Consider the following 24,598-nt stretch of genomic DNA (forward strand, 5'->3'; position numbering starts at 1 on the left):
AAAAACTTACACCTGAAGAGCGAAGATCTATCACTTTTTGAAGATATTGACCCTTTTGTGATTTATTTTTCCTCATAATTATTTTATTTATGAGTCAACTTTTTTCAGGGTAAGACATTTTTTAGGAGTTAAAGCAGATTCTTTTTGGGAGTTGGAGTAGTTAAAGGAGTTATCGCTCTCTGGGGTGAGTAAGGAGTTAAAGTAATTAGTCTTGTTTATAGTAAACGTAGGGACGTACCACAGGTGCGCCCGCAGCCCGATTACGTGTAAATTTTATAGCCGGCAATATCATCTTGATGAATAATGCGGATATATTGCTGTCCCAAGGATTTGTCGGCGTTTTAATGTAACTGACAATATAACAGATGTTTATGTCTGATTATATATTGCGGAGGATTTTTTCGATAATGCGTAATTTGGACACACCTGGGGTGTGTCCTTACAGGGGTGTGTATGGTAAAAATGTGCGTATTTACGTCAACCGACGGCAGTAATAAGATGAGCCGAAGTCAATCTAAATCATGAAATTGGCTGTTTGAAGTCAACCAGAATCAGGAAACATCAACATTTTTTTGTTGCAGATGACGGATGTGATGAGTTGAAAATTCAACTCGTCACACCATAACATGTTGCCTGTCAGTAGGTTAAACCCGAATGTGATGAGTGACGAGTTTTTTTAAAAAACTTTTTGCGTTGATGACAACAGACTGCGACTTTACAGCAACCATATCCTTTTTATAATATCAGATGACACATATTGTATTGTAAAAGCATACCTTTTACGTTGCGAAAGGCCACCTTTTGCGTCCTGATATGCCACCTTTCGTGTTGCAAAAAGGCATCTTTCGTGTTGCCGTATGTGGTCTTTTGCATGATGATATGCGTCTTTTTTGTCTGCCGGATGTCGTGCAGTGTATGCCCGGCAAGTCGTGTTGTTTGCTTTGGTCGGTATCTCCGGCCGTGATGTCAGGGCGGCGTCAGTAGGTCCATTTCAGTCCGGCCATCAGGCAGCCGGGCATTCTGTTGTATCTTTCTATTGCCGAATAATATGGAGTAACAAGCGTGTTTATCCAGCTGTTGCTGTCGAGGTTCAGCACATTCTCTGCGCTCAGCTTCAGCGTAAGGCGCCTGATTTTGTATTCGGCGCTGAGTCCGAGGTCGTAAATGTCATATCTGTATGTGTCTGTCTTGCTGTGGCTGTAGGCCATGCTTGCCGTAAACTTCAGGCGGCCTGTCTTTACATACAGCTTGCCTCCGGCATCAATTCCGCTTATGCCGGTCTTTGTGCGTGATGATGCAATGTCGCTGATGCGGCGTGAGTAGCCCAGCGATACTTCGCCGTTGAACATCGAGCGGAAGTTTGACGCCACCACGGCTTTGGCCTTCAGCGACTTCAGCGTTGAGGTGTTGTCCATGCCGTTGAGCACCGATGGCGACTCCACGTAGTTTGCCATCAGGTTGATCTTTATGCTGAGAGGTATTGCCGACAGCCTTTTCTCAAGGTTTGCCATTGCGTATATGTTGTCGGCATGACTGCCGTAGGCATATGCCACGGTGCTTGTTGTGCCCTCCTGACTCACCACGGGCGTCAGCGCATGGTCCTGCCGCTGCATGTTGGCATACACGGTGAGGTAGGTCTGGCTTGCGGTGTTGTAGTTGTTATAGTTGATCGACAGGCTTGTGCCGGTCTGAAACGGCGTGTCTATGGCCGATGTCGCCGTCATTTCGTTGTACGAGTCGATCAGCGTCAGCGCGGACATCTTGGCGGTTTCGGTGCGGTTTTTGGTTCTCGACAGACTGAGCGATAGGCTGTGTGCGTTGCTGAAGTCGTAGCTCAGACTAAGCGACGGGTACACCTTAACCCTGTTTTCGCTCTGTCGGCCGGTTATGCTGCTGCGCTCCACCGTCACCGATGCGCCGGCGTTTACCTTCAGCGCGCCCTTGGTGTTGCGTGCAAATATGTTGGCGGAATATTCGTCGGTCTGTATCTTGTCCTCACCTCCCGCTGTCTGTTCCGATGTCAGCCTCAGTGTGTTCTGCTCATGCTGCTGCGACACCGATGCGTTGAGGCTGACACACTTCATCAGGTTGAGGCTGTAGCCCGCCTCAGAGCCTATGCTCAGCCGGCGTGTCGTGCGGTGCTGGCTTATGTAGAAGTTGTTGCCGCCGTTGTCTGCCGTGCCGTAGTCAACGGGCAGAAGCCGTCGGTTGGTTGTCAGCATGCTGCGGTCTTTGTCGTCGTTCCATGCAAAGTTGCCGTTGACAAACAGCAGTCCTTTGCCTGCCGACACGTTGAGCGAGACATTGCTCTCTATGTCGCGCCCGTTGTTTTTTGCCGTATTGTCATACTTGGTTCCGCTTGTTCCGCTGTTGGTGGCTGCTGTGCCGAGGCTGATGTCGGTCATGCCGGCCTTTATGTTCCAGCGCAGTTGCGCCTTGTCCGTTGGGCGCCAGTCGGCCGCCAATTTCGCCGTCAGAAAGTTTCCGCGGTTGTCGGTCGTCGATGCGCTCCTCACCAGCGTGTCGGCCGATAGGTAAGTTTCGTCTCTTTCCGTCCGGCTGTGGGTGTCAGAGTGGTTGAAGAGCAGACTGCCGTTTATCTCAAACCGGTCTGACGCCTTGTATTTCGCGTTGAGCGTGGCCATGTTGTTCATGTCCTTGCACAGGTTGTCGGGCCTGTACAGCAGCGATGTCTCCGCGCCGGATATCTTTATGCTGGTCTGTCCCGATGCCGTTACGTTGCCGCCGCTCACCATGTGGCTCAGGTAGTCGTTGAGCGAGAATACGGGTGTGCCGGTGTTGTTGCCCGACAGAATGGCCGTCAGCGAGAGCCTGTTGCCTGCACCGAGCGTAAACGACTTTGCGTTGTATTTGTCCTTGTAGCCGCCGCTTGCGTCGGCATATCCCGACAGTCGGCCCAGGCCCTTGGTCTTGATGTTCAGCGCGGTGTTGTCCCTGCGCCCGTAGTTGCTGCCCGGCGTACCGTCTTTATAGTTCTTAATTATCTCTGCTCCTGCAACAACGTCGGCGGGCATGTTCTTTATCACGAGGCCGTCAGACTCGCGCGTAAACAGGTCGCGCCCGTCTATCAGCAGCTTGTCCACGGCCTTTCCGCCGTAAGACACGTTGCCGCCTTCGCTCACGCTTACGCCCGGCAGCTTTTCAAGTATGTCGCTTACGCTGTTTTCAAAGCCGTTGCTGAAGTGGCCTGTGTCAAACTTCACGGTGTCGCCGGCCATCTTTATTCCCGTGTAAGTGCCTTTCACGACAATCTCGCTCAGTGACCTTTCGTCGTGCTCCATCACAATGTCGGTGCTTTCGGGCATGACTCTTGCCTTTACCTTGCGGTCTTTATATCCCAGACACTTTGCCTGCACCCACATGTCGCCGCCCGATTTTGGCGATATGCTGTAAGAGCCGTCCTTGCGGGTTATGGCGTAGCCCTTCATCGGCGGCGTCAGCAGGCTGTCGGAATACAGCAGCACCGTGGCGCCGGCCACGGCCTCTCCCTGCAAGTCTTTGACGTGACCGCTGATTATAGTCTGGGCATGGGCCGACATGCATATATAAAATATGATAATAAGCAAAAGTTTTCTTTTCATCGCCACAAGGCTTGGTGTGATGCGCTTAAACAATAATTTATTTCATGTATGTCACCTTGTCCGCGCTGTCTAACAGCTTTTTGTAGTTGTGGTCAACTTTTTCTGAATATTCTTCTTCAGTTATGGCCGTTCCTTCCGTAGGCTCTTTCAGTTCGATGTTGTCAACTTCCGTCATGCTTTCAAGGCTGAGAGTGTATGCAGGTGTGGTTATCCTTACCACAAGTCCGGGCAGTCCGTAATATCCGAGAGGGGCGCACGCAAAAGGAATTTCGGGCGTAAACCACGCCGTGATGCGCGGGTCTTGCCTGAGCGTTGCCTTATAGCAGGTCTTTCCGAGTACGTTTTCAGTTTTTTCCTCTACGTCCCAGTCGAGTCTGTTGGCATGTCCCTTTACAAGGTATAGCTTGTTGACGAATTCACTCTGGGTAACTTTTATGCTGTCGTCAAGGTCTACGTAAATATTCCTTTCATCAACCATAAGCGGCACTTTGTCAACACTTTCGGGCTCTTTCGTAAAAAGATATTTGTTGCCGACGGCTGTTAGCGAATATATCTTTTTGTCTTCCTGAATATCGCGTATAACCATCTTTTTTGCAATCTCATTTTCCATCTCATAAACACCCTTGTTGACCTCCATTGATGATGAATATATACATTTTATCCCTTTGGGCTGTGAAAAAGCCCAAAGGGATATGAATTGTATTGCTATTATTGTTAGAAACCTCATAATATAAATATACTTAGGTGCTTAAAACTTATTTCGTGACTATAATTTCTGTTTCGTCTTTAACGATTGTACCATTAACTCGTATTACAGTCCTTACAACCATGATAAGTAGGCCATCTTTTGTTCTTGTAGAATTTGTTTCAATATAAATGTCTGGTACGTCTTGAAGGGGTGCCTGCATTTCAAGTTCAGGTGTTGATTGGAATGCAATGTTGCTGTTTGTTGCCGAAACCGCATTAGAACCCAAAAACAATGTTGCAACAGCTAACAACGATTTTAATAAATACTTTTTCATAATTTTAAGTTTTTAATTAGTTAAACATTAAGTCTTATTAATTGTCGCAAATATAGGAAAAAATAATATAGTTTCTATTCCGAATACCTTAAAATAAATTTAATTTAACAACTTTTAGCCATGGGACGGTATCATGTTAAATATAAGTTTATACTAAAAATGTAAATAAGATAATAGTGGACTCGTATGAATAATAAAGAGTAAGAAAACGGCTGTTGTGTCATTGTTTTTTTGTAATTTTGCAGCCGCTTAGAAATTTTTTGATTATGAAGTTACTGACAAACGCCGAATTGGCAAGCCTGCTTGATAAAGATATATTCCATAAGATTTCTTCTGCCGCCGATTCGCTTAACCTCGAATGTTATGTTGTCGGCGGATATGTCCGCGACCTGTTTCTTGAAAGACCGTCGAACGATATCGACGTGGTTGTGGTGGGCAGCGGCATACAGCTTGCCGACGCACTGAAAAAGGAACTTGGGCGCAAGGCAAAGCTGTCGGTGTTCCGCAATTTCGGAACGGCACAGGTGAAATACCGCGACCTTGAGGTGGAGTTTGTCGGCGCAAGAAAGGAAAGCTATACGCACGACTCGCGCAAGCCGGTGGTTGAAGACGGCACGCTGGAGGACGACCAGAACAGGCGCGACTTTACGATAAACGCTCTTGCCGTGTGTCTTAACGGGCCGCGCTTCGGCGAGCTTGTAGATCCGTTCGACGGCATTGCCGACATGGAAGACGGCATAATACGCACGCCGCTCGACCCCGATATAACGTTCTCTGACGACCCGCTGCGCATGTTGCGCTGCATAAGGTTTGCCACTCAGCTTAACTTCTTTATCGAAGAGGAAACGTTCGACGCCCTTGAGCGCAACGCCGACCGCATAGGCATAATCAGCGGAGAGCGCATTGCCGAGGAGCTCGACAAGATAATGATGACCAAGACGCCGAGCAAGGGCTTCGTTGATCTGCAGCGCTGCGGTCTGCTTCAGCGCATACTGCCCGAGCTGGCTGCCATGGATATGGTGGAGACAAGGCAGGGAAGGGCGCACAAAAACAACTTTTATCACACGCTTGAGGTGCTCGACAACGTATGCAAGCACTCTGACAACCTGTGGCTGAGATGGGCTGCGCTGATGCACGACATAGGCAAGCCGAAGACCAAGCGATGGGACCAGAAGATAGGATGGACTTTCCATAACCATAATTATATAGGCGCAAAGATGGTGCCCGAGATATTCAGACGACTGAAACTGCCGCTCGACAGCAAGATGAAGTATGTGCAGAAGCTCGTAAACCTGCACATGCGGCCTATCGTTATTGCCGACGACGTGGTTACGGACAGTGCTGTAAGGCGACTGCTTAACGATGCCGGCGACGACATAGACGACCTGATGATGCTGTGCGAGGCAGACATAACGAGCAAGAACGAGGTGCGCAAGCGCCATTTCCTCGAGAATTTCCGCATCGTGCGCTCTAAGCTCCACGACCTGAAGGAGAAGGACTATAAGCGCCTGCTGCAGCCCTGCATCGACGGAACAGAGATAATGGAGATGTTCAACCTTAAGCCTTCGCGTGAGGTTGGCGAGCTGAAGAAGGTGCTGAAGGATGCCGTGCTTGACAACAAGGTGCCCAACGAGCGCGAGCCGCTGATGCAGCTGCTTATGGAGAAGGCACGTGAAATGGGACTTTGTCAGGATAAGGCTTGACAAAGGTGCTGTCGTTTCCGGTAGACCGGCCTTGCGCTTTGCCATGCAATGCCGGTGCTGAAGGTATCGGCTGAATGTAAATCTTTTTTATTTTTCGCAGACGTTTGGCGCCTCTACATCGCCAACGCCCGCGACGCAAAGGTATTTCTGACAGAAAACGGTCTAAAAACGATGGTTTGGTTAAGTGTCTGACGGGCAGCATTTTAATGTTTTATGCAGTATGAGTTTTCTTTTCCAAAAATGCAAAATGTGGCATCTTGCAGTGTAAAACCTATCCTTTTAGAGGTCAAAATGTCGCCTTTTGCGTTCTAATTTCACCCGTTTGTGTCTCCAAAACAGGCTGATTTTATATACGAAATCGTGCTTGATGTGAATTAATCTTAAATTGTTGGTCCTACAGCGTTGTGTGTTTTAACATATTTTTGTTATCTGTTTTCTGTTTCGTCAAAAACAAATGTCCTGATTTTTTACCGCTTTCTGTGCCGCGTGCCGGCAGCGCATTTTGTGCGAATAGCGCGATAATTATGTGGAAAGCGTTGCCATGCGCTGCGTTGCATGTATGGTTAGTTTTGTAATTATTTTTTGTTTTCAGACCTTGCGCGCCGCATTGCGTGCATAGCTTTAAATTTTGACGCGCACACTGTTCAAAATGTTTTTGTTAATGCTACTTACAGTGAATTAGAGTTAAAACACAATAATTATCATTTAACCTTAATGCAATATTCAATAATAATATGTACATTTGCATCTCGAAAACTACCGGTGTGAAAATAGTTTTCAGAATATGATATAAGCAAATTAGAAATAATAGTATAAAAATTTTAGGAAAATAGGTATGAAAAGAAACAAATTTTTATTGCTTGCATTTGCTGTTGCCGCAATGTTAACATCGTGCGGGGGCAAGCAGGGAGGAAAAATGGGCGACAATGAGTTCGCTGTGAGGACAATAGAGACGCAGACCGCGAATCTCCAGTCTTCTTATCCTGCATCTATCAAGGGCGTCCAGGACGTGGAGATCCGCCCGAAAATTTCAGGATTCATAACAAAACTTTGCGTAAGAGAAGGACAGACCGTTAAGCGCGGTCAGCTGCTGTTCGTGATTGATAACGTAACTTACGCCGCAGCAGTGCGCCAGGCTAAGGCTGCCGTTAACTCAGCCAAGGCTCAGCTCAACACAGCAACTCTTACATACGAGAATAGCCAGAAGTTGTTCAAGAACAACGTAATCGGTTCTTACGAACTGCAGTCTGCCAAGAACAGCTACGAGTCTGCTAAGGCAGCTCTTGCACAGGCTCAGGCCAACTATGTATCTGCAAAGCAGAATCTCGACTTCTGCTATGTTACAAGTCCGGCCAACGGTGTAGTAGGCGACCTGCCTTATAAAGTCGGTGCGCTTGTAAGCTCTTCTAATGCAGAGCCGCTTACAACAGTGTCTGACATTAACTCAATGCAGGTTTACTTCTCAATGACAGAGAAAGACCTCCTCGACATGACAAAGACAGCCGGCGGACTCCACGCTGCAATAAAGGATTATCCTCCTGTTAAGCTGCAGCTTGCCGACGGTACAGTATACGGACATGACGGACGCGTGGCTGCTGTCAGCGGAGTAATCGACCAGAGCACAGGTTCTGTGTCTATTCGTGCCGACTTCCCCAACCCTGAGCACCTGCTCAAGAGCGGCGGTTCAGGAAGCATCGTCGTGCCTCATGCAAGCTCTTCTGCCATCGTTGTTCCGCAGGAAGCTGTTGTACAGGTTCAGGACAGATACTTCGTTTATATCGTAGGAAAAGACAACAAGGTTAAGTATAGCGCCGTTACCGTAAACCCCAACAACGACGGTAAGAACTATATTATCGAAAGTGGTCTGAAGGCCGGCGACAAGATCGTTGTTAAGGGTGTTACCACCTTGAAGGACGGTATGCAGATAACACCGATAACAGAGGCTCAATATCAGGAGAAACTGAAGAAGACAAGCGAGATGGGCTCGCATCAGAACGACCTGAACAAACTGAAAGAAGACCTTACAAAGTAAATCAGGTCGCCGGGCTCTGTGGCGTATGCAGGCGTCAGAGTGAATGCTTATGACGCCACTTGCCCTCAGCCTTACAACCTCATAAACAAAAGTAAAACAGAAAAAACATGAGATTAGATAACTTTATAAAACGCCCGGTGCTGTCTACGGTTATCTCAATATTGACAGTCATCCTGGGTCTTATCGGATTGGTGTCGTTGCCTATAGAGCAATACCCTGACGTTGCGCCGCCAACGGTGCAGGTAAGTGCCAACTATACGGGAGCCAATGCCCAGACCGTGCTCAACTCGGTTATCGTGCCGCTTGAAGAGCAGATCAACGGTGTGGAAGGCATGACATATATGACATCTACGGCAACGAACGAAGGTTCGGCCAGAATTACGGTGTTCTTTAACCAGGGTATGAACGCCGACATGTGTCAGGTAAATGTGCAGAACCGTGTGTCGCAAGCATCAGCCCTGCTGCCGGCCGAAGTTACAAAGGCCGGTGTGACGGTTGAAAAACGACAGACTTCAACCGTGCTCCTTATGGCCATCAAGGGAGACGCAGGCAGATACGACGAGAAGTTCTTGCAGAACTATGCCGACATCAACATCATTCCTGCCGTTAAGCGTGTAAGCGGTGTAGGTGGATGTGAAGTTATGGGTGCCAAGACTTATTCAATGCGTATTTGGCTTGACCCCGTAAAGATGAAGAACTACGGCCTTATGCCGACAGATATTTCTAATGTACTTGCCGAGCAGAATATTGAGGCTGCTCCCGGTAAGTTTGGTGAGCAAAGCGACAACCAGTATGAATATACAATACGTTATAAAGGACGTTTGCAGACTCCTACCGAATTTGAGAACATGGTTATCTCAAGCGACGCAAACGGCAACACTATCCGTGTTAAGGATGTTGCACGAGTAGAGCTTGGCGGACTTTACTATAACGTTACTTCAAAGGTTAACGGTCAGCCGGCCGTCATGATGATGGTTACACAGACCGCTGGTTCTAACGCTACTCAGATTGTAAACGATATCAAGAAGGTTATCGACGAACAGCGCACTATGTTGCCTCCGGGCGTTGAGATTGTATATATGCAGGACGTTACAGAGTTCCTTTATGCATCAATGGCCGACCTTGTTCATACTCTGTTCGAGGCATTCGTGCTTGTGTTCATCGTGGTTTACTTCTTCCTGCAGGACTTCCGCTCAACACTTATTCCGCTTATCGCGGTGCCGGTGTCATTGGTCGGTACGTTCTTCTTCCTGTATGTATTTGGCTTCTCGCTCAACTTGCTTACGCTGTCTGCGTTAGTGCTTGCCATCGCGATTGTGGTCGACGACGCGATTGTGGTCGTCGAGGCCGTCCATGCTAAGCTCGACCTTGGATACAAGTCGGCACGCCAGGCCTCTATCGACGCGATGAACGAAATCTCTGGAGCCATTATTTCTATTACGCTTGTGATGTCGGCCGTGTTTATTCCTGTGTCGTTCATCGGCGGAACTTCAGGTACGTTCTACAAGGAGTTCGGTATAACGATGGCTATCTCAATCGTAATTTCGGCTATCAACGCGCTTACGCTTTCACCGGCATTGTGTGCGATATTGCTGAAGCCGAAGAACGAAGACGGCACAGTGCGTAAGATGTCAATGATTGACCGCTTCCATACTGCATTCAATGGCGCATACGGTAAGGTGCAGGACAAGTACACCAAGTGTGTCCGCAAGATTGTAGAAAAACCGGTTATCGCAATAATAGCTGTGCTCATAGGTGTTGCTGCTCTGGTAGTTACTGCTATGAACACCAAGACAGGTCTTGTGCCTGACGAGGATACTGGTACTGTATTCTGTACAGTGTCAACGCCTCCTGGAACCAGTCTTGAGAAGACCAACCTCGTTATGGATCAGGTTGACTCCATGCTTACTACCAACCCGGCCATCGAGAACATCCTCCGTATCACCGGTTATAACTTCATTTCAGGACAAGGTTCAAACCAGGGTACGTTCATTGTCAAGCTGAAGTCATTTGAGGACCGTGACAAAGAAGAAGGATTCATGAAGTATTTCGATGTACACAGCATGGGTTCTAAGATGGTGCTCGGAATGATTTACAAGCAGACTGCTTCAATCAAGGGTGCACAGATTTTGGCCTTCCAACCGCCTATGGTGCAGGGATTCTCTGCAACCAACGGTTTGACATTCTCTATGCTCGACCGTACCGGTGGTGACGTGAATGCGTTCTTTAACATTACTCAGAAGTTCCTTGCAGAACTCAACCAGCGTCCTGAGATAGCTACGGCTATGACGTCATACAACTCTCAGTATCCGCAGTATATGATTGATGTTAATGTTGCAAAATGTAAGCAGAGCGGCATCGACCCGAACACAGTGCTTACTGCAATGCAGGGATACTACGGAGGTCTGTATTCTTCAAACTTCAACTCATTCGGTAAGCTTTATCGTGTAATGATTCAGGCCGATCCGAAGATGCGTGAGGACATCAAGAGTATGAACAATGTATATGTAAGAACTGCAAGCGGCATGGCTCCTATCAACGAGTTTGTAACAATGACCAAGGTTTACGGACCTCAGGAGATTGCACGTTTCAACCTCTTCACATCTATTGACATCAACGCCACGGCAGCAGACGGCTACTCTTCTGGTGACGCTATCCGTGCCATCGACGAAGTGGCTAAGCAGACTCTGCCTACAGGATATGGTTACGAGTTCTCTGGTCTGACACGTTCAGAGCAGGAGTCGAGCAGCTCTACGATGATTATCTTCGCACTCTGTCTGACATTCGTTTACCTTATCTTGAGTGCACAGTATGAGAGCTATCTCGTTCCGCTGTCAGTAATCCTTTCTATTCCGTTCGGTATTGCCGGAGCGTTCGTCTTCACAGACTTGTTCGGAAAGAACAACGACATCTACATGCAGATTGCGTTGATTATGCTTATCGGACTTTTGGCCAAGAACGCCATCCTTATCGTGCAGTTCGCCCTTGAGCGCCGCCGCACCGGTATGGCATTGTCGTGGGCATCAGTTCTCGGTGCAAGCGCCCGTCTGCGTCCTATCTTGATGACCTCGTTGGCTATGATTATCGGTCTTGCTCCGTTGCTCATCCCGATTGGTGTAGGATACAACGGAAACATGACCCTTGGTGCAGCCGCTATCGGAGGTATGCTTATCGGTATGGTCTGCCAGCTTCTGGTTGTGCCTGCTCTGTTCTATATCTTCCAATATCTGCAGGAGAAGATCAGACCGCTCGAGTTTGAAGACGAGGTTACTTCTGTCGATACAGAGTTGTTACAGTACACACGTCCTGTTGAAATGCTGAAAAATGATGATAAAAATGAAAAAGAATAATATATTGATAATGATTTCTGCGGCTGCTCTTTTAAGCAGCTGCGGAATCTACAACAAGTATGAGCGCCCGGAAGTGAACACCACGGGACTTGTACGCGATGTAGCTTCTGCCACAGACACTCTGGCTGTAACAGACACCACAAGCTTCGGCAACCTGCCTTGGCGCAGCGTGTTCACTGATCCGCAGTTGCAGTCTATCATAGAGAAAGGTCTTGCCAATAACACCGACATGCTCAACGCCGCGTTGAACGTCAAGATGGTTGAGGCTCAGCTCACTGCTGCAAAGCTGGCTTTTGTGCCTTCGTTCACATTCTCACCGCAGGGAACCATCAGTTCTTGGGACGGAAGCAAGGCCACAAAGACCTACTCGCTGCCCATCAACGCAAGCTGGAGCATCGACCTGTTCGGCAATCTGCTCAACCAGAAGCGCAGCGCACAGATGGCACTGCTCGCCACAAAAGACTATCAGCTCGTCGTTAAGACAAATCTCATTGCTAACATAGCCAACATGTATTACACGCTGATGATGCTCGACAAGCAGCTTGAGATTGTCGACAACATGACCGGCCTGACAAAGGATACATGGGACATGATGAAACTGCAGAAGGAGCTTGGCAACACTAAGGAGACAAGCGTGCAGAGTGCTGAGGCCAACTACTATTCAGTGCTTGCACAGGCTGCCGACCTGAAGCGCCAGATACGCGAGACCGAGAACTCGCTCTCGCTGCTGATAGGCCAGCAGGCGCAGACCATCGGTCGCGGCAAGCTCGACAACCAGTCGCTTCCTTCTGAGTTCAGCACGGGCATAGGCATACAGATGCTCAACAACCGTCCTGACGTGCATTATGCCGAGATGACTCTCGCACAGTGCTTCTACGACGTGCAGACAGCCCGCTCTAAGTTTTATCCTAACATAACGATAAGCGCCTCAGGAGCATTCACCAACAGCTCAGGTGCCGGCATCGTCAATCCCGGCAAGTGGCTGCTCAGCGCAGTCGGCAGTCTTGTTCAGCCGATATTCATGAACGGTCAGCTCGTGGCAGGTCTGAAGGTGGCCAAGGCTCAGCAGGAGCAGGCATACAACACATGGCAGAATGCCGTTCTGTCTGCAGGCAGCGAGGTAAGCAATGCCCTGGTGCTGTATAATTCTTCAGATGAGAAGAGCAAGCTGGAGCAGAAGCAGATAGAGAGCCTTACCAAGAACGTTGAATACACCAAAGACCTCTTTGCTATGGGCAACAGCACATACCTCGAGGTTATCAGTGCCCAGCAGTCACTGCTTAACGCGGAGCTGGCTAAGGTACAGGACGACTTCTATAAGATGCAGGCCGTTGTAAATCTTTATTACGCGCTCGGCGGCGGCAGAGATTAAGTTTCTTAAGTCATTGCCGGCGCTGTGCCGATGCTGACAGCACGATGACATTGCGCCGGGATGATGACGGTTATAACATAAATTAGAATTGATAATATGATTAGTCCTAAAGCAGAAATAGATCCTAAAGCAAAAATCGGAAAGAATGTTACTATCTATCCGTTTGCTTATATAGAAGGCGATGTTGAGATCGGTGACGACTGCGTCATCTATCCTTACGTCAGCATAATGAACGGTACCCGCCTGGGACGCGGCAACAAGGTGTTCCAGAACACTGTGCTTGGAGCTGTTCCTCAAGACTTCAACTATAAGGGTGACCCTTCTCATCTTATTATCGGAAACGGCAACATCATACGCGAGAATGTCGTTATCAACCGTGCTACGTTCAGCGACGGCAAGACCGTGATAGGCAACAACAACTTCCTTATGGAAGGCGTTCACGTGTCTCACGACACAAAGATTGGCAACGGCTGCGTGTTCGGATATGGTACGAAGATTGCCGGCGACTGCGTCATAGAGGATGCTGTGATATTCTCTTCTGGCGTTATTGCCAATCCGGGAGCACGTGTGGGCAAGGCGTCTATGGTGCAGAGCGGATGCCGCTTCAGCAAGGATGTTCCTCCGTATATCGTGGCAAGCGATAATCCGGTGAAGTATGGTGGCGTCAATACCACTATCCTTAACAACCATGGCGTTTCAGAGAAGGTGCAGAGCCATATCGCCAATGCATACCGTCTGGTGTTCCATGGTCAGACCAGTGTGTTTGATGCCGTATTGCAGATTAAGGAACAGGTACCTGATGGCGAAGAGATACGCCACATTATTGAGTTCATTAACGGAACAAAATTGGGTATAATCAGTAAATTATAATGATTTCTAAGTTTATATCATTTTAGGTTTATCATTCGTGGGACTGACCGTGAGGTTCGTCCCACTTTCTTTTTATCCCGAATCCTAAAGACAGATTTGGGTTTAAGCAGAATATATGCGGAGATGGATGATTTCTTTGCCCTGCTGCCGGTGGCGACAACATATTAGGCATATAGGCGAAAGGGCACATATTGCATTGCAAAAGACGGCAAAATGGAGACTAAAACACGGCCTATCGCACCATGAAAGGTATGCTTTTATGCAGGATGATGACATAAAAAGTTTTTCTTAAAAACTCATCACTCGTCACAATGCCACATAAGTCCTTGACAGACAAATGTTTATAGCGTGACGAGTTGCCGCTCCAACTCGTCACATCCAGACTGAAGATGCCATTTTAGCCGAACTTAACAAGGAAAATACCTGCTTGAAGTCAACAAAAATCGGGAAACAAATAATGTTTTGTCCTTTATTGAGCATGATGTGATGAGTTGAAACTGTAACTCGTCACACCGTAACATCTTGCTTGTCAGTGCGTTATGGCCGTATGTGACGAGTGATGAGTTTTTTATGAAAATATTTATACAACAAATTCCTTTTACCCTTTCTGATTTCGGTTGACTTCAAATAGACCTTTCACGGATTAAAGTTTACTCCGTTTAGATTTAAGGCTGTTATTGTCATGCTTGTTTCCTGCCTGTATGGCAACAAGCCGCTATCGGCAGACATAGATGTTAAGTTCGGGGCATCTAGATCTATGCGTAGGGCGAGCAGGCAGATGCCGAAAGCCTGTATTATTTAATGCCGTAAGGCCTTTGTCTGAAACTTATGGCAGTGAAACAGGAGGCAGTGTATATAAAAGCACACTCCCTGTTGCTGTTATGGCAGGCAACAGGGAGTGCGTATTTTATGTTTCTTGTGCAAAAGATTATTTTCTCATAAATTCTTTTATGCTTTCCTCAGGAATACCGAAGTTAAAGTTGTCGGTAGTACCCAGCTTGGCGAAGTTTACGGCCACCAGATTGCCGTATTCGTCAATCACGGGGCTGCCGCTTGAGCCCTGCAGCGTAGGTATGCTGTAGAGCAGGCGCTGGCCGTCAGACAGCTGCGTAACCTTGCCGCTCGTCATCTGCACCTTTATGCCCTGCTTGGTGTTGGCAAGCACAAGTCCGGCGTTATATCCTATCATATACAGCTGCTGGTCTATTTTCAGCTTGTCGTCGTCGCTGCTTGAGAAGAGGGTTGCCAGCTTGTCGGTGAACGAACGCTCAGAGTCGTCGCCTTTCAGTTTAAATATATATGTATTTTCAGGCGTCTTCTTGTTCTTTAGCTGTATCAGCGCGAGGTCGATGTTCTCTTTGTCAGATGTACGTACCACCACGCACGGATTCTTTATTATGAAGTCGCTTTCGCTGGTTACGTATGTGTTGTTGTAGGCAATGCCCAGTTCCGATATAGTCCTTATCTTAATGCCCTCAGGGTCAATGTTGTCGTCGATGCCTTCGCGCGACTGCTTCAGTGCCGTAAACTGCTCGCTCAGTTCTGCCTGTTGCGCGTTTATCTGTGCCAGCCTTTCCTGGTCGGTGTGTATAAATCCGTAGAAGTCGAAGTAAGAGCAGCTGCTCTTCTGGCTCTCCAGCTGGTCATACTGCTGCGACAGTTCCGCCATCTGCTCAGTGAAAAACTGCTTCAGCGTCTTCATGAATCTTATCATGCTGCGGCGTGCCGTCACGGCGTCGATGTCGGGCTGTGCCACGTGGCGGTTGGTCATCAGCGTGCCCTCCTTGTCGATGAAGAATGCCGTACCCGTTATCATGTTGCGGTCTTTCTTGGCTTCCTCAGCGTCGGCCGTCAGTCCGGTTATGTCGCCGTCTTCGTCAAGTCCCTTGAAGTAAAGCGAGTTGCCGTTAGGAAGCTGCACCTCATAGTAAAACTCGTTTAACACCACTACCACACCCGAAGATGTCTCCTTGAACAGCTCTTCGGCAGATTTCTTGTTGCTGCATCCTGCAAATAATATCAGGATAAGGCTTAGCGTGAATAATTTTTTCATAATAAAGGCGTTTTCTTTTTCAACTTGTTTTGCCGCCTTTTGCAGCGGGCAGGAACGTATTTAAATGTTTTTTATGGTGAGCAAAGTTAACAAAAATGTCAGTATTTTAAAAATTATTATCAATAAAATTGTGCTACATGCCAAAACTTGTCCGGCTTAGCCATGTCAGTGTTTATCGTTGGTTTACACAAATGCATTGTCTGCTTGGTTTTCCGCCAATATCATGCTTCCGCCAGAGCATCTGCCTTATTCATATTCCTTTATAACCAGATGCCTCGGCAGCGTTATCACCTTTAGCCGCTTGAACCACACTCTTGCCGAATTGTTGAAGTAGCGCGTTACGTGGCTGCTTATCATGTAGTATTTTAGCGCATACTCGTCCATGTGTTCGGCAAATGCGGCCTTTATCCTTGAGCATTTCTCGTTTATGGCGTTGTCCGTTGGATTCACCAGCCTGCTCACAGTCTCGTTTATCTTTTCTATGTCCAGGCTGCCGTTGGTCGTGGCCTTATACAGGCGCGTTATTTCCTCGCTGTGGTCGACGAGGTCTTTAAACTCAACACCTTCGGGATGATTAAGGAAGAACAGATAGAGAGCCTTGTGCACGGGCGTCATAATAACCTCTTTGCCGTAGTCTGTCAGTATGAAGTGGTAGTCGCTTGTAATTCTCAGCCGGCTCAGGCTCGTTTTGGCTGCCTCTATGCGCAGTTCTTCCAGCACAGGCACCGATATGGCACGCAGAAGCAGGTCTGTGCGTCCCATGCGCTGCAGTTCTATTACCATTTTCTTCACCTCATTAGCAATAGCCTGCGCTTTGTCGTTGTTTGTTTCCATGTCATTCACACTGCAAAAATACTTTAATATTTTTATTGTGTAATAATTTTTTTCGGCATTTTTATCTCTGCAAGCCTTGCGCTCTGCTGCGCCTTATATAAAAGATGATTATCTTTGCTGTCGCAAAACACAAGGCATATGGAAGAAAGAAAGTTTGGTACGATAGATTTTGGCGAACCTGTAGACCTGTCGCAGAACATCATCAAGGTTGTCGGCGTGGGCGGCGGTGGCTGCAATGCCGTTCAGAACATGTATGAAGAAGGCATCGACGGCATAAGCTTTGCCGTGTGCAACACCGACAGTCAGCCGCTTGCAAGGTCGGCCGTTCCCGTTAAGCTGCTTCTCGGCAAGCGCGGTCTCGGCGTAGGCGGAGTGCCCGAAAAGGGACGCGAGGAGGCCGAGTCGAGCCTTGAACAGATAAAGAGCCTGTTTGCAGACGAGACAGAGATGGTGTTCGTAACGGCCGGAATGGGTGGCGGCACCGGCACGGGTGCAGCCCCGGTGGTGGCCGGTGTGGCGCGCTCTATGGGTCTTCTTACGATAGGCGTGGTTACCATTCCTTTCTTTTTTGAGAAAGAGAAAAAGATAATAAAGGCCCTTAAGGGCGTTGAGGAGATGCGCAAGAATGTTGATGCGCTGCTCATAGTGAACAACGAAAGCCTGTGCGACGTTTATGCCGACTCGAAGATTCCGGTGAAGGAGGCATTCAAGTATGCCGACAACGTGCTGTGCAATGCCGTTAAGAGCATAGCCGAACTGATAACCGTTGAAGGCAACATAAACCTTGACTTCTGCGATGTGGAGTCGACAATGAAGAACGGGGGCGAAGCCATCATGGCCATCGGGCGTGCCGGCGGCGAGCGCAGGGTAGAGAAAGCCATATTCAATGCGCTCGACTCACCTCTGCTTTACGGAAACGACGTGAGCAAGGCCAAGCGCATACTGCTGAATATATACACCAGCGAGGAGCATCCCCTGCTTGTCAATGAGCTTGAGGAGATTGATGCATTTATGGACAAGCTTTGGCATAACCTTGACGTTATATGGGGTGTTTCAGACGACAATTCGCTGGGTGAAGATGCCAAGATTGCCATCCTTGCAACGGGCATGGACGACGAAAGCTGTGATTTCTGCCGCACGGAGACAGAGCGCCAGTATTCAGACGATGAGCATTATCATGAGTTAATAAAGAAACTGTATAAGCCTAAGAACAGCAAAATGCGCAGGCCGTATCATGTGCCGGTGGCTGATGTTGCTGAGGCTGATTCGCCGTCAGACGCCATTCTGCCTGATAATGGAGCAGGGACGGATAGCGAGAATACGGATATGCCGGGCACGATACAGCTTGAAGTAAAGCCATGTGATGAAGAAGCCGTAAAGCCTGCTGCCGAGTCTGTTGTTGATCAGGTAGAAGAAGCGGTGCATGTAGGCTGTGCAGAGCCGGTCGTAGAGCATAATGACAACGAACAGCAGATAACGGCAATAGACTTAAAAGGTGTTGAGCCCGGTGTTGATACGCCACAGCGAAGGACCGTGAAGGGCATTGTTGACAAAATAGCAGGAATCATTAACAACATCCTGAAAGAGTAGTCTGCCCGCAAATAATATAATATTGATGCATTGCTAAATTGTAAATGCCGCCAGATAAGGCTTGAATTAAGGGCCTGTCTGGCGGCATTTATGCTATTTTTATGCTGTATATGATTTTCCGTAAGAACTGATCTGGCTGCATCCTTCTGCTTTCTGCCTTCATGCTTTTTTGCCGTTGGCTCTTCTTCATTTACACTTTTGCCTCGCTGTCTGACGTCATGCCTTGGCCATTCGCTTTTTGAGCCTTTTATACACAATCACTACAGCCGGCACAAGGAACAGGTCGGCGGCTATCCATGCCGTAGGGTCGCCGTAGCATACGCCAAGGAACAAGAATGCCGGAACCAGCCACAGACTCACGCCGCAGCGGGCTATCATCTCCATTACGCCTGAAAGCATTGACAGATTAGAGAAGCCTAAGCCTTGCAGACTGTAGCGGAATATGGTGAGAATGCCGAGAACGGGGAAGAAATAGCTTGATATTCGCATGTACATTGCTGCGTTTGATATAATTTCGCTTTCGGTGGATTTTACGAACATCAGCATCATCTCGTCGGCAAAAAGCCCGATGACAATGAGGGTAAACACAAAATAAACGAGCATGATCTTTACTGCCGAAGTCATTCCGAGTTTTATTCTCTCCAGCTTGCGTGCGCCTATGTTCTGTCCGCAATATGTGGCCATGGCCACCCCGATATTCTCAAACACACACGTGAACAGATACTTCACGCGCATTGCCGCCGTAAACGAAGCCACGTAGACCGTGCCAAGGGCATTATTGGCACTTTGCAGCATTATGGTGCCGATGGCTGTGATGGAGAACTGAAGCCCCATGGGTATGCCGTTGTTGAGCAGCTTTCCCACCATCTTATCGTTGTATGCGCGCTCGTGTCCCTGCGGGATGAGTATGCGCATGCGCTTCTTTATGTATAGCGCGCACAGTGCCGAGGCAAATATTTGCGACAGCATGGTGGCGATGCCTGCGCCCTCAACGCCCATGCCGAAGGCGATGATGAGCAGAAAGTCGAGCAGGATGTTGACCACCGAAGAGGCTATCAGAAAGTAGAATGGCTGCTTGGAGTCGCCCAGGGCACGGATGAATCCCGACAGGATGTTATACGCTATGGTGAACGGTATGGCCAGAAAGTTGAGCATTAGGAACAGCCATGCGTCGTGGAATATGTCGGCCGGCGTGTTGACTATCTTCAGTATGCGCTCGCAGAATATGCATGTTATCACGGTTATCACCACGGCTATCACAGCCGCTATGCGCAGGGCATTGCTCACGTAGGCACGCATCTTTGAGTAGTCTTTGGCCCCGAACTCCTGTGCCACTGGTATGGCGAAGCCTGCGCACGAGCCGTTGCAGAAGCCCATTATCAGAAACATTATTGAAGAAGACGCACCTACGGCAGCCAGGGCGTTTACGCCTATAAACTGACCTACGATGGCTGCGTCGATTATTAGATACATCTGTTGCAGTATGTAGCCGCAAATCAGCGGCACCGCAAAGTGTATGATGTCGCGCGTGGGCGAGCCCACGGTCATGTCGTTAATGTTAGCCATAATTCTGTTATCCTTTTTTCGGGGTGCAAAATTATGCAAAAATAAGGAACTGCCGATTACTTTTCGGGTTAAAGTAGTTAAAAGGCTTGTGCCATCATGATAAAAGGCAAGTGTATGGCTTTGCCTTAACGGTGTTTCTGATATATTCGTTTTAAATAATCAGGCGACATTCCTGTCTGAATGAAAGCAGCGGAATGTCGCCTGGTATAGGTGTTGTAGGCTGTTCGTTAATAAGACGCCGTACAGTTTATAGCTGTTTGATAAAACAAGTTAGGCGTATAATTTAAAGCACGTCGAGAGGAGACCTTTTCATCACGAGCGGATAGCGTTCAGGATGTTTCAGGCAGTCTATTTCGAGGTCGACATCCAGTTCCGGCCATTCTATTGCGTTTTTTCCTGCCATTCTGACGTTGAGCGCGCTGCTTATTCGTGCATTGCGAAGCCATGGAACGCGATTGTACGACACAAAGTAGTCGTTGCCCAAGACGGACAGCATCATCCCCTGAGAGTTAATCATCAAGACGCTTACCGATGTGTTCTTCAAATTGTCGTTTAAATTCGTTTCCATATTTCAATACAATTTTAGTGATATTTTTTATTTCTTTGTCGCTGAACCCATAGTTGTTTGCCAGCGTTATGTTGGGTTCCAGCCAAAATTTAGCTTCGTTTTCGGCTTTTATTACATGGACATGCTTCCGTTCTTCCTCGTTGGAATATATCTTGAAGACAAATCCATTTTCCTCTTTAAACTTTGGACTCATACGCCATTTCTTTGTTTACTAAGTAAAGAATATTTTGCGTAAATGCAAGATAATCAGAAACTTTTGCCCATAAACTTATCATGCTTTTCTGCATCATATCCTTTTGTGTTATATGCGAGGCGTTGTATGCCTGTGTCTTGTCCCTTCGTTAATAAGATGCCGTGCAGCTTATTCCTGCCTCAATAACCCTGTCGCGTATGGCGTCGAGAGTCTCGTGAGATGCTTTCAGCAGGTCGTGGTCTGGTGTCTCGCGGTCGATGGTGTATATCATAACCTGTTGTGGCTTGATATCTTTCAATGCCTCGAGCCACGGACCAACATATTTTTCTCCCGTGTTGTCGACGTCTTCGCTGCCGGTCTTGCCGCGCATGAACATCGTCTGAACAATCACATGGCCGTTGAACGACTTCATGGTCTCTATGATTTTCTTTACGTCGTAGGTCTTGCTGACGGGACGGTCCACCTTATTAATATAGTCAGGGTCAACAGTGTCGAGCTTCAGGATGTTGTTGTCCACCTTCAGCAGTGCTGCGTGTACTTCCGGTCTGTCTGCCATTGTGGTGTTGCTCAGCACCGACACTTTGGCCTTGGGGCAATATTTGTCGCGCAGCTCTATGGTGTCGTCTATTATTCCGGCGAAGTGCGGATGCGCCGTAGGTTCGCCGTTGCCTGCAAACGTAAGCACGTCGGGCAACTGTCCTTCGGCCTTCATCTCTTTGAGTTTTGCCTCAAGCTTCTCTGCAACCTCCTCGCGTGTGGGGCGGCGCAGCTTAGGACGATGGTCGGCATTAAAGCCGCATTCACAATAAATACAGTCAAATGTGCAGACCTTACCGTCTGCCGGCATAAGGTTTATGCCTAGCGAAATGCCGAGACGGCGGCTGTGAACCGGGCCGAATATCGGCGATGGATATATTACTGTGCTCATATATGCAAAGATAGTGTAACCTTTGGTAATAACAAAATAAAAAGCCGTTAAGTCAGCTTTTATTTTTCTTTTGTCAATATCCTGCCACATTTGCCGTGCCTTTCTTGGCATCTGTTGCTGCTTAAAGTGGCTATGCCGCGTTGCTGAAGAAATAGTTATATTATCTTCTTGTGCAGGGCGTCTGCCTGCATGCAGCCGTTGTTGCGGGCAGCGCGTTGCAGAAACTGTATGCTGTGTATGCGGAAATAAATTTTGTATATGTCTCTTTGAAAGCATTATTGCGGTTTTATATGTCAATATGATATTTAAGAAATGTACGTTTTGCGGCTCGTTCTAGAATGGCAAATAGCCTCCTGCCATGCAGAAACAGGCATATTAAAGTCTGAAATCAAGCCTTTTACATTGCAAAACATGGCCTTTTGCATTTCAGAAAGCATTGTTTTGCAATGCGAAATGCATAGGATTACATGCCGAAATACGGCCTTTTATGCTGCGAATGTAGTATATTTCTTCTTTTATAGGCGTGTGTTCGCTGCACACTTTGCCAAAATAAGCTCTTAACCTGCTGATTGCCAAGCTATAGTCTTTGCACACTTCTGCCTGCGATATTTGCGTCCAGAGATAAATAATTTTATAATTCCGCAGTATGGAAGCCTTTGCGTAAATCAGAAAGAAAGTCTAATTAGGCAATGCTTCTCAAAATGTCATGTCGTATAGCTCTGCATACGGCTATATAATAGCCATAATGCTGTTAATAGTCGTTAAACTGTTGTGAGTGAGAATATTTTTTTGTTACTTTGCACCAAATTAGGTGTGTTATAGCCACAAAATAATGGGTAAAAAAAGAAACAAGACCCGCGTCCGCCACGGACTGCAGGGCATAACTTTATGTATAAGCACCGCGTTGGTGCTGATTTTGTTAGGAATGGTAGTGTTCTCCGTTTTCACGGCGCACAATCTTTCAGCGTATGTGAAAGAAAACCTCACAGTTACGATGATGCTTGGCGAGGATATAACTAATCCGGAGGCACGGCAGTTGTGCAACGACTTGAAGAAACGCCCTTACATAAGTCATCTGACATATATAAGCAAGGAGCAGGCCCTGAAGGAACAGACCGAGGCCATGGGCACGGACCCGAGCGAGTTCTTGGGCACCAATCCGTTTGTCGCTTCGATAGAGCTGCAGCTCAAGGCGCAGTATGCCAACAGCGACTCGCTGAAATGGATATCGAAAGACCTGAAGCGCGACTCTAAGGTTACTGACATAACTTATCCGCAGGACCTCATGGACAGCGTGAACACCAACCTGCAGAAAATCAACCTGGTGTTGCTCGTGCTGGCCGTGTTGCTCACGTGCGTGTCGTTCTCGCTTATCAACAACACCGTAAAGCTTGGCGTATATGCGCGCCGCTTTACTATTCATACCATGAAGCTCGTCGGAGCCTCATGGGGATTCATCCGCAGACCTTTCCTCTGTAATGCCATCGGCATAGGACTTCTGGCAGCAGTCATAGCCAACCTCGTGCTTGGCGGAGGCATATATGCCCTGTATACATACGAGCCCGGAGTGCTCACTGTTATCACATGGCAGGTGATGGCCGTTACGGGAGGTTCGGTGTTCGTGTTCGGCATCGTCATCACGCTGCTGTGCGCATTCGTGTCGGTCAACAAATTCCTCAGGATGAAGGCCGGCGACCTGTATAAAATATAAAGTGAATGCTGTTTTTCAGAGGCTGCTTCACGTGGCCCAAGTGGACGGAAAGTTTGTTACACAACAAAAATATAAAACTATAAAATGGACAGAAAGAATTTAGCTTTTGACCGCATGAACTTCATTCTCCTTGCTGTGGGAATGGTAGTTGTCATCATCGGTTTTATCCTTATGAGCGGCGGTGGTACCGACGACAACACGTTTAATCCGGAAATATTCAGCGCAATGCGCATAAAGGTTGCCCCGGTGATATGCTTCATAGGCTTTGTGTCGATGGTATATGCCATAATGCGCAAGCCGAAGGATAACGGAACTGAAAACGAGATTGAATTGGACAACGAAGAGCAAAAACTATAATAAATGGATCTTTTACAGACTATAATTATTGCAATCGTCGAGGGACTCACTGAGTTTCTGCCTGTGTCTTCAACCGGACACATGATTATCGCTCAGGGACTTCTTGGAGTGGAGAGCACTCCTTTTGTAAAGGCGTTCACTGTTATCATACAGTTTGGAGCCATCTTGTCTGTGATATGTCTTTACTGGCGCCGCTTCTTCTATCCTGAGGCGGTTCAGACCGGAACGTCTTACTGGAAGGCCATGTATGACTTTTATGCCCGTCTTGTTGTCGGCGTGCTGCCGGCAGTGGTGCTGGGCTTGGCTTTCAACGACTTCATAGAGTCTAATCTTGGCAACGTTACGCTCGTAGCCGTCATGCTTATAGTTGGAGGTGTGTTCATGCTGTTCTGCGATAAACTTTTCGGCAACGGCTCAGAGGACACCAAACTTACATATCGCCGTGCATTCATAATAGGCCTTATCCAGTGCATATCAATGATTCCGGGCGTGTCGCGTTCAATGTCGACTATAGTCGGCGGTATGTCGCAGAAGCTGACTCGCAAGGCTGCGGCTGAGTTTTCGTTCTTCCTCGCCGTTCCGACAATGTTCGGAGCCACGTGTCTCGAAACCTACAAGCTGATAAGTCATGGCGATGGTTCGCTCCTTGCAACCGGAAATAATCTTGAGATGCTTATCGTAGGTTCTGTGGTGGCGTTCATCGTAGCCATTCTTGCGATAAAGTTCTTTATTAATTATGTAACAAAATATGGTTTCGCAGCTTTCGGCTGGTATCGTATAGTAGTAGGAATCATAATATTAATCTGCATGCTTTGTGGCGTTGACATGAAGATGGCAGACTGAGAAG

Annotated in this window: 18 protein-coding genes; 9 read left to right on the top strand and 9 right to left on the bottom strand. The window is 47.8% G+C overall.

The window, feature by feature from the left end; all coding sequences use genetic code 11:
- Window positions 1-977: 977 nt before the first annotated feature.
- Genes EJL04_RS14730 through EJL04_RS14740 form a run of 3 tightly spaced genes read right to left on the bottom strand, consistent with a single transcriptional unit; the run spans window position 978 to window position 4,624 of the window.
- Window positions 978-3,602 (bottom strand): carboxypeptidase regulatory-like domain-containing protein, encoded by a 2,625-nt coding sequence (locus EJL04_RS14730; protein ID WP_125105520.1) that lies wholly within the window; start codon window positions 3,600-3,602, stop codon window positions 978-980.
- A gap of 37 nt (window positions 3,603-3,639) precedes the next feature.
- A complete protein-coding gene (locus tag EJL04_RS14735; protein WP_125105521.1) occupies window positions 3,640-4,329 on the bottom strand; it encodes a GLPGLI family protein in 690 nt (229 codons plus the stop codon).
- 28 nt (window positions 4,330-4,357) lie between these two features.
- Entirely contained in the window at window positions 4,358-4,624 is a 267-nt protein-coding gene (locus tag EJL04_RS14740) for a hypothetical protein (protein ID WP_125105522.1), read from the bottom strand.
- A 266-nt stretch (window positions 4,625-4,890) separates the two neighbouring features.
- Between EJL04_RS14740 and EJL04_RS14745 the strand changes: the two genes are divergently transcribed.
- From EJL04_RS14745 to lpxA, 5 genes are all read left to right on the top strand, one after another.
- Window positions 4,891-6,327 carry a CCA tRNA nucleotidyltransferase gene (locus tag EJL04_RS14745; RefSeq protein ID WP_053397392.1) on the top strand — a complete coding sequence of 479 codons (1,437 nt, stop codon included), beginning with the start codon at window positions 4,891-4,893 and terminating at the stop codon, window positions 6,325-6,327.
- A gap of 835 nt (window positions 6,328-7,162) precedes the next feature.
- Window positions 7,163-8,359 (top strand): efflux RND transporter periplasmic adaptor subunit, encoded by a 1,197-nt coding sequence (locus tag EJL04_RS14750; RefSeq protein ID WP_021855106.1) that lies wholly within the window; start codon window positions 7,163-7,165, stop codon window positions 8,357-8,359.
- A 107-nt stretch (window positions 8,360-8,466) separates the two neighbouring features.
- On the top strand, window positions 8,467-11,709 hold the full coding sequence (locus EJL04_RS14755; RefSeq protein ID WP_125105523.1) for an efflux RND transporter permease subunit: 3,243 nt from the start codon (window positions 8,467-8,469) through the stop codon (window positions 11,707-11,709).
- A complete protein-coding gene (locus EJL04_RS14760) occupies window positions 11,696-13,081 on the top strand; it encodes an efflux transporter outer membrane subunit (RefSeq protein ID WP_021855104.1) in 1,386 nt (461 codons plus the stop codon). The genes EJL04_RS14755 and EJL04_RS14760 overlap by 14 nt, the downstream gene beginning before the upstream one ends.
- A gap of 87 nt (window positions 13,082-13,168) precedes the next feature.
- Window positions 13,169-13,951: an acyl-ACP--UDP-N-acetylglucosamine O-acyltransferase gene (gene lpxA, locus EJL04_RS14765; protein ID WP_125105524.1), complete on the top strand. Its 783-nt coding sequence runs from the start codon at window positions 13,169-13,171 to the stop codon at window positions 13,949-13,951.
- Window positions 13,952-14,879: 928 nt separating this feature from the next.
- Here the strand turns inward: lpxA and EJL04_RS14770 are convergent.
- Entirely contained in the window at window positions 14,880-16,004 is a 1,125-nt protein-coding gene (locus EJL04_RS14770; RefSeq protein ID WP_021855102.1) for a S1 family peptidase, read from the bottom strand.
- A gap of 246 nt (window positions 16,005-16,250) precedes the next feature.
- Entirely contained in the window at window positions 16,251-16,838 is a 588-nt protein-coding gene (locus EJL04_RS14775; protein ID WP_125105525.1) for a hypothetical protein, read from the bottom strand.
- Between the two features lie 138 nt (window positions 16,839-16,976).
- On the opposite strand from EJL04_RS14775, the gene ftsZ reads away from it, so the two are divergent.
- On the top strand, window positions 16,977-18,428 hold the full coding sequence (ftsZ, locus tag EJL04_RS14780; protein WP_125105526.1) for a cell division protein FtsZ: 1,452 nt from the start codon (window positions 16,977-16,979) through the stop codon (window positions 18,426-18,428).
- Between the two features lie 216 nt (window positions 18,429-18,644).
- On the opposite strand, the gene EJL04_RS14785 is transcribed toward ftsZ, so the two are convergent.
- The 4 genes from EJL04_RS14785 to EJL04_RS14800 form a co-directional block, all read right to left on the bottom strand.
- Window positions 18,645-19,994: an MATE family efflux transporter gene (locus EJL04_RS14785; protein ID WP_125105527.1), complete on the bottom strand. Its 1,350-nt coding sequence runs from the start codon at window positions 19,992-19,994 to the stop codon at window positions 18,645-18,647.
- A gap of 283 nt (window positions 19,995-20,277) precedes the next feature.
- Window positions 20,278-20,562: a DUF2442 domain-containing protein gene (locus EJL04_RS14790; protein WP_021855098.1), complete on the bottom strand. Its 285-nt coding sequence runs from the start codon at window positions 20,560-20,562 to the stop codon at window positions 20,278-20,280.
- The gene (locus EJL04_RS14795; protein ID WP_053397397.1) at window positions 20,504-20,755 is read right to left on the bottom strand and encodes a DUF4160 domain-containing protein; all 252 of its coding nucleotides are present in this window, start codon (window positions 20,753-20,755) and stop codon (window positions 20,504-20,506) included. The genes EJL04_RS14790 and EJL04_RS14795 overlap by 59 nt, the downstream gene beginning before the upstream one ends.
- Before the next feature lie 148 nt (window positions 20,756-20,903).
- Window positions 20,904-21,683 carry a radical SAM protein gene (locus tag EJL04_RS14800; RefSeq protein ID WP_125105528.1) on the bottom strand — a complete coding sequence of 260 codons (780 nt, stop codon included), beginning with the start codon at window positions 21,681-21,683 and terminating at the stop codon, window positions 20,904-20,906.
- Window positions 21,684-22,515: 832 nt separating this feature from the next.
- Here EJL04_RS14800 and EJL04_RS14805 point away from each other — a divergent pair.
- The 3 genes from EJL04_RS14805 (at window position 22,516) to EJL04_RS14815 (ending at window position 24,594) form a co-directional block, all read left to right on the top strand.
- Window positions 22,516-23,394, top strand: a complete 879-nt coding sequence (locus EJL04_RS14805) for a cell division protein FtsX (RefSeq protein WP_021855094.1) — start codon at window positions 22,516-22,518, stop codon at window positions 23,392-23,394.
- An 84-nt stretch (window positions 23,395-23,478) separates the two neighbouring features.
- Window positions 23,479-23,751: a DUF3098 domain-containing protein gene (locus EJL04_RS14810; RefSeq protein WP_021855093.1), complete on the top strand. Its 273-nt coding sequence runs from the start codon at window positions 23,479-23,481 to the stop codon at window positions 23,749-23,751.
- Between the two features lie 3 nt (window positions 23,752-23,754).
- Window positions 23,755-24,594, top strand: coding sequence for an undecaprenyl-diphosphate phosphatase (locus EJL04_RS14815; RefSeq protein ID WP_021855092.1), 840 nt, complete (start codon window positions 23,755-23,757; stop codon window positions 24,592-24,594).
- Window positions 24,595-24,598 lie beyond the last annotated feature (4 nt).

The organism is Prevotella marseillensis, assembly GCF_900625065.1.
Lineage (GTDB): Bacteria > Bacteroidota > Bacteroidia > Bacteroidales > Bacteroidaceae > Prevotella > Prevotella rara.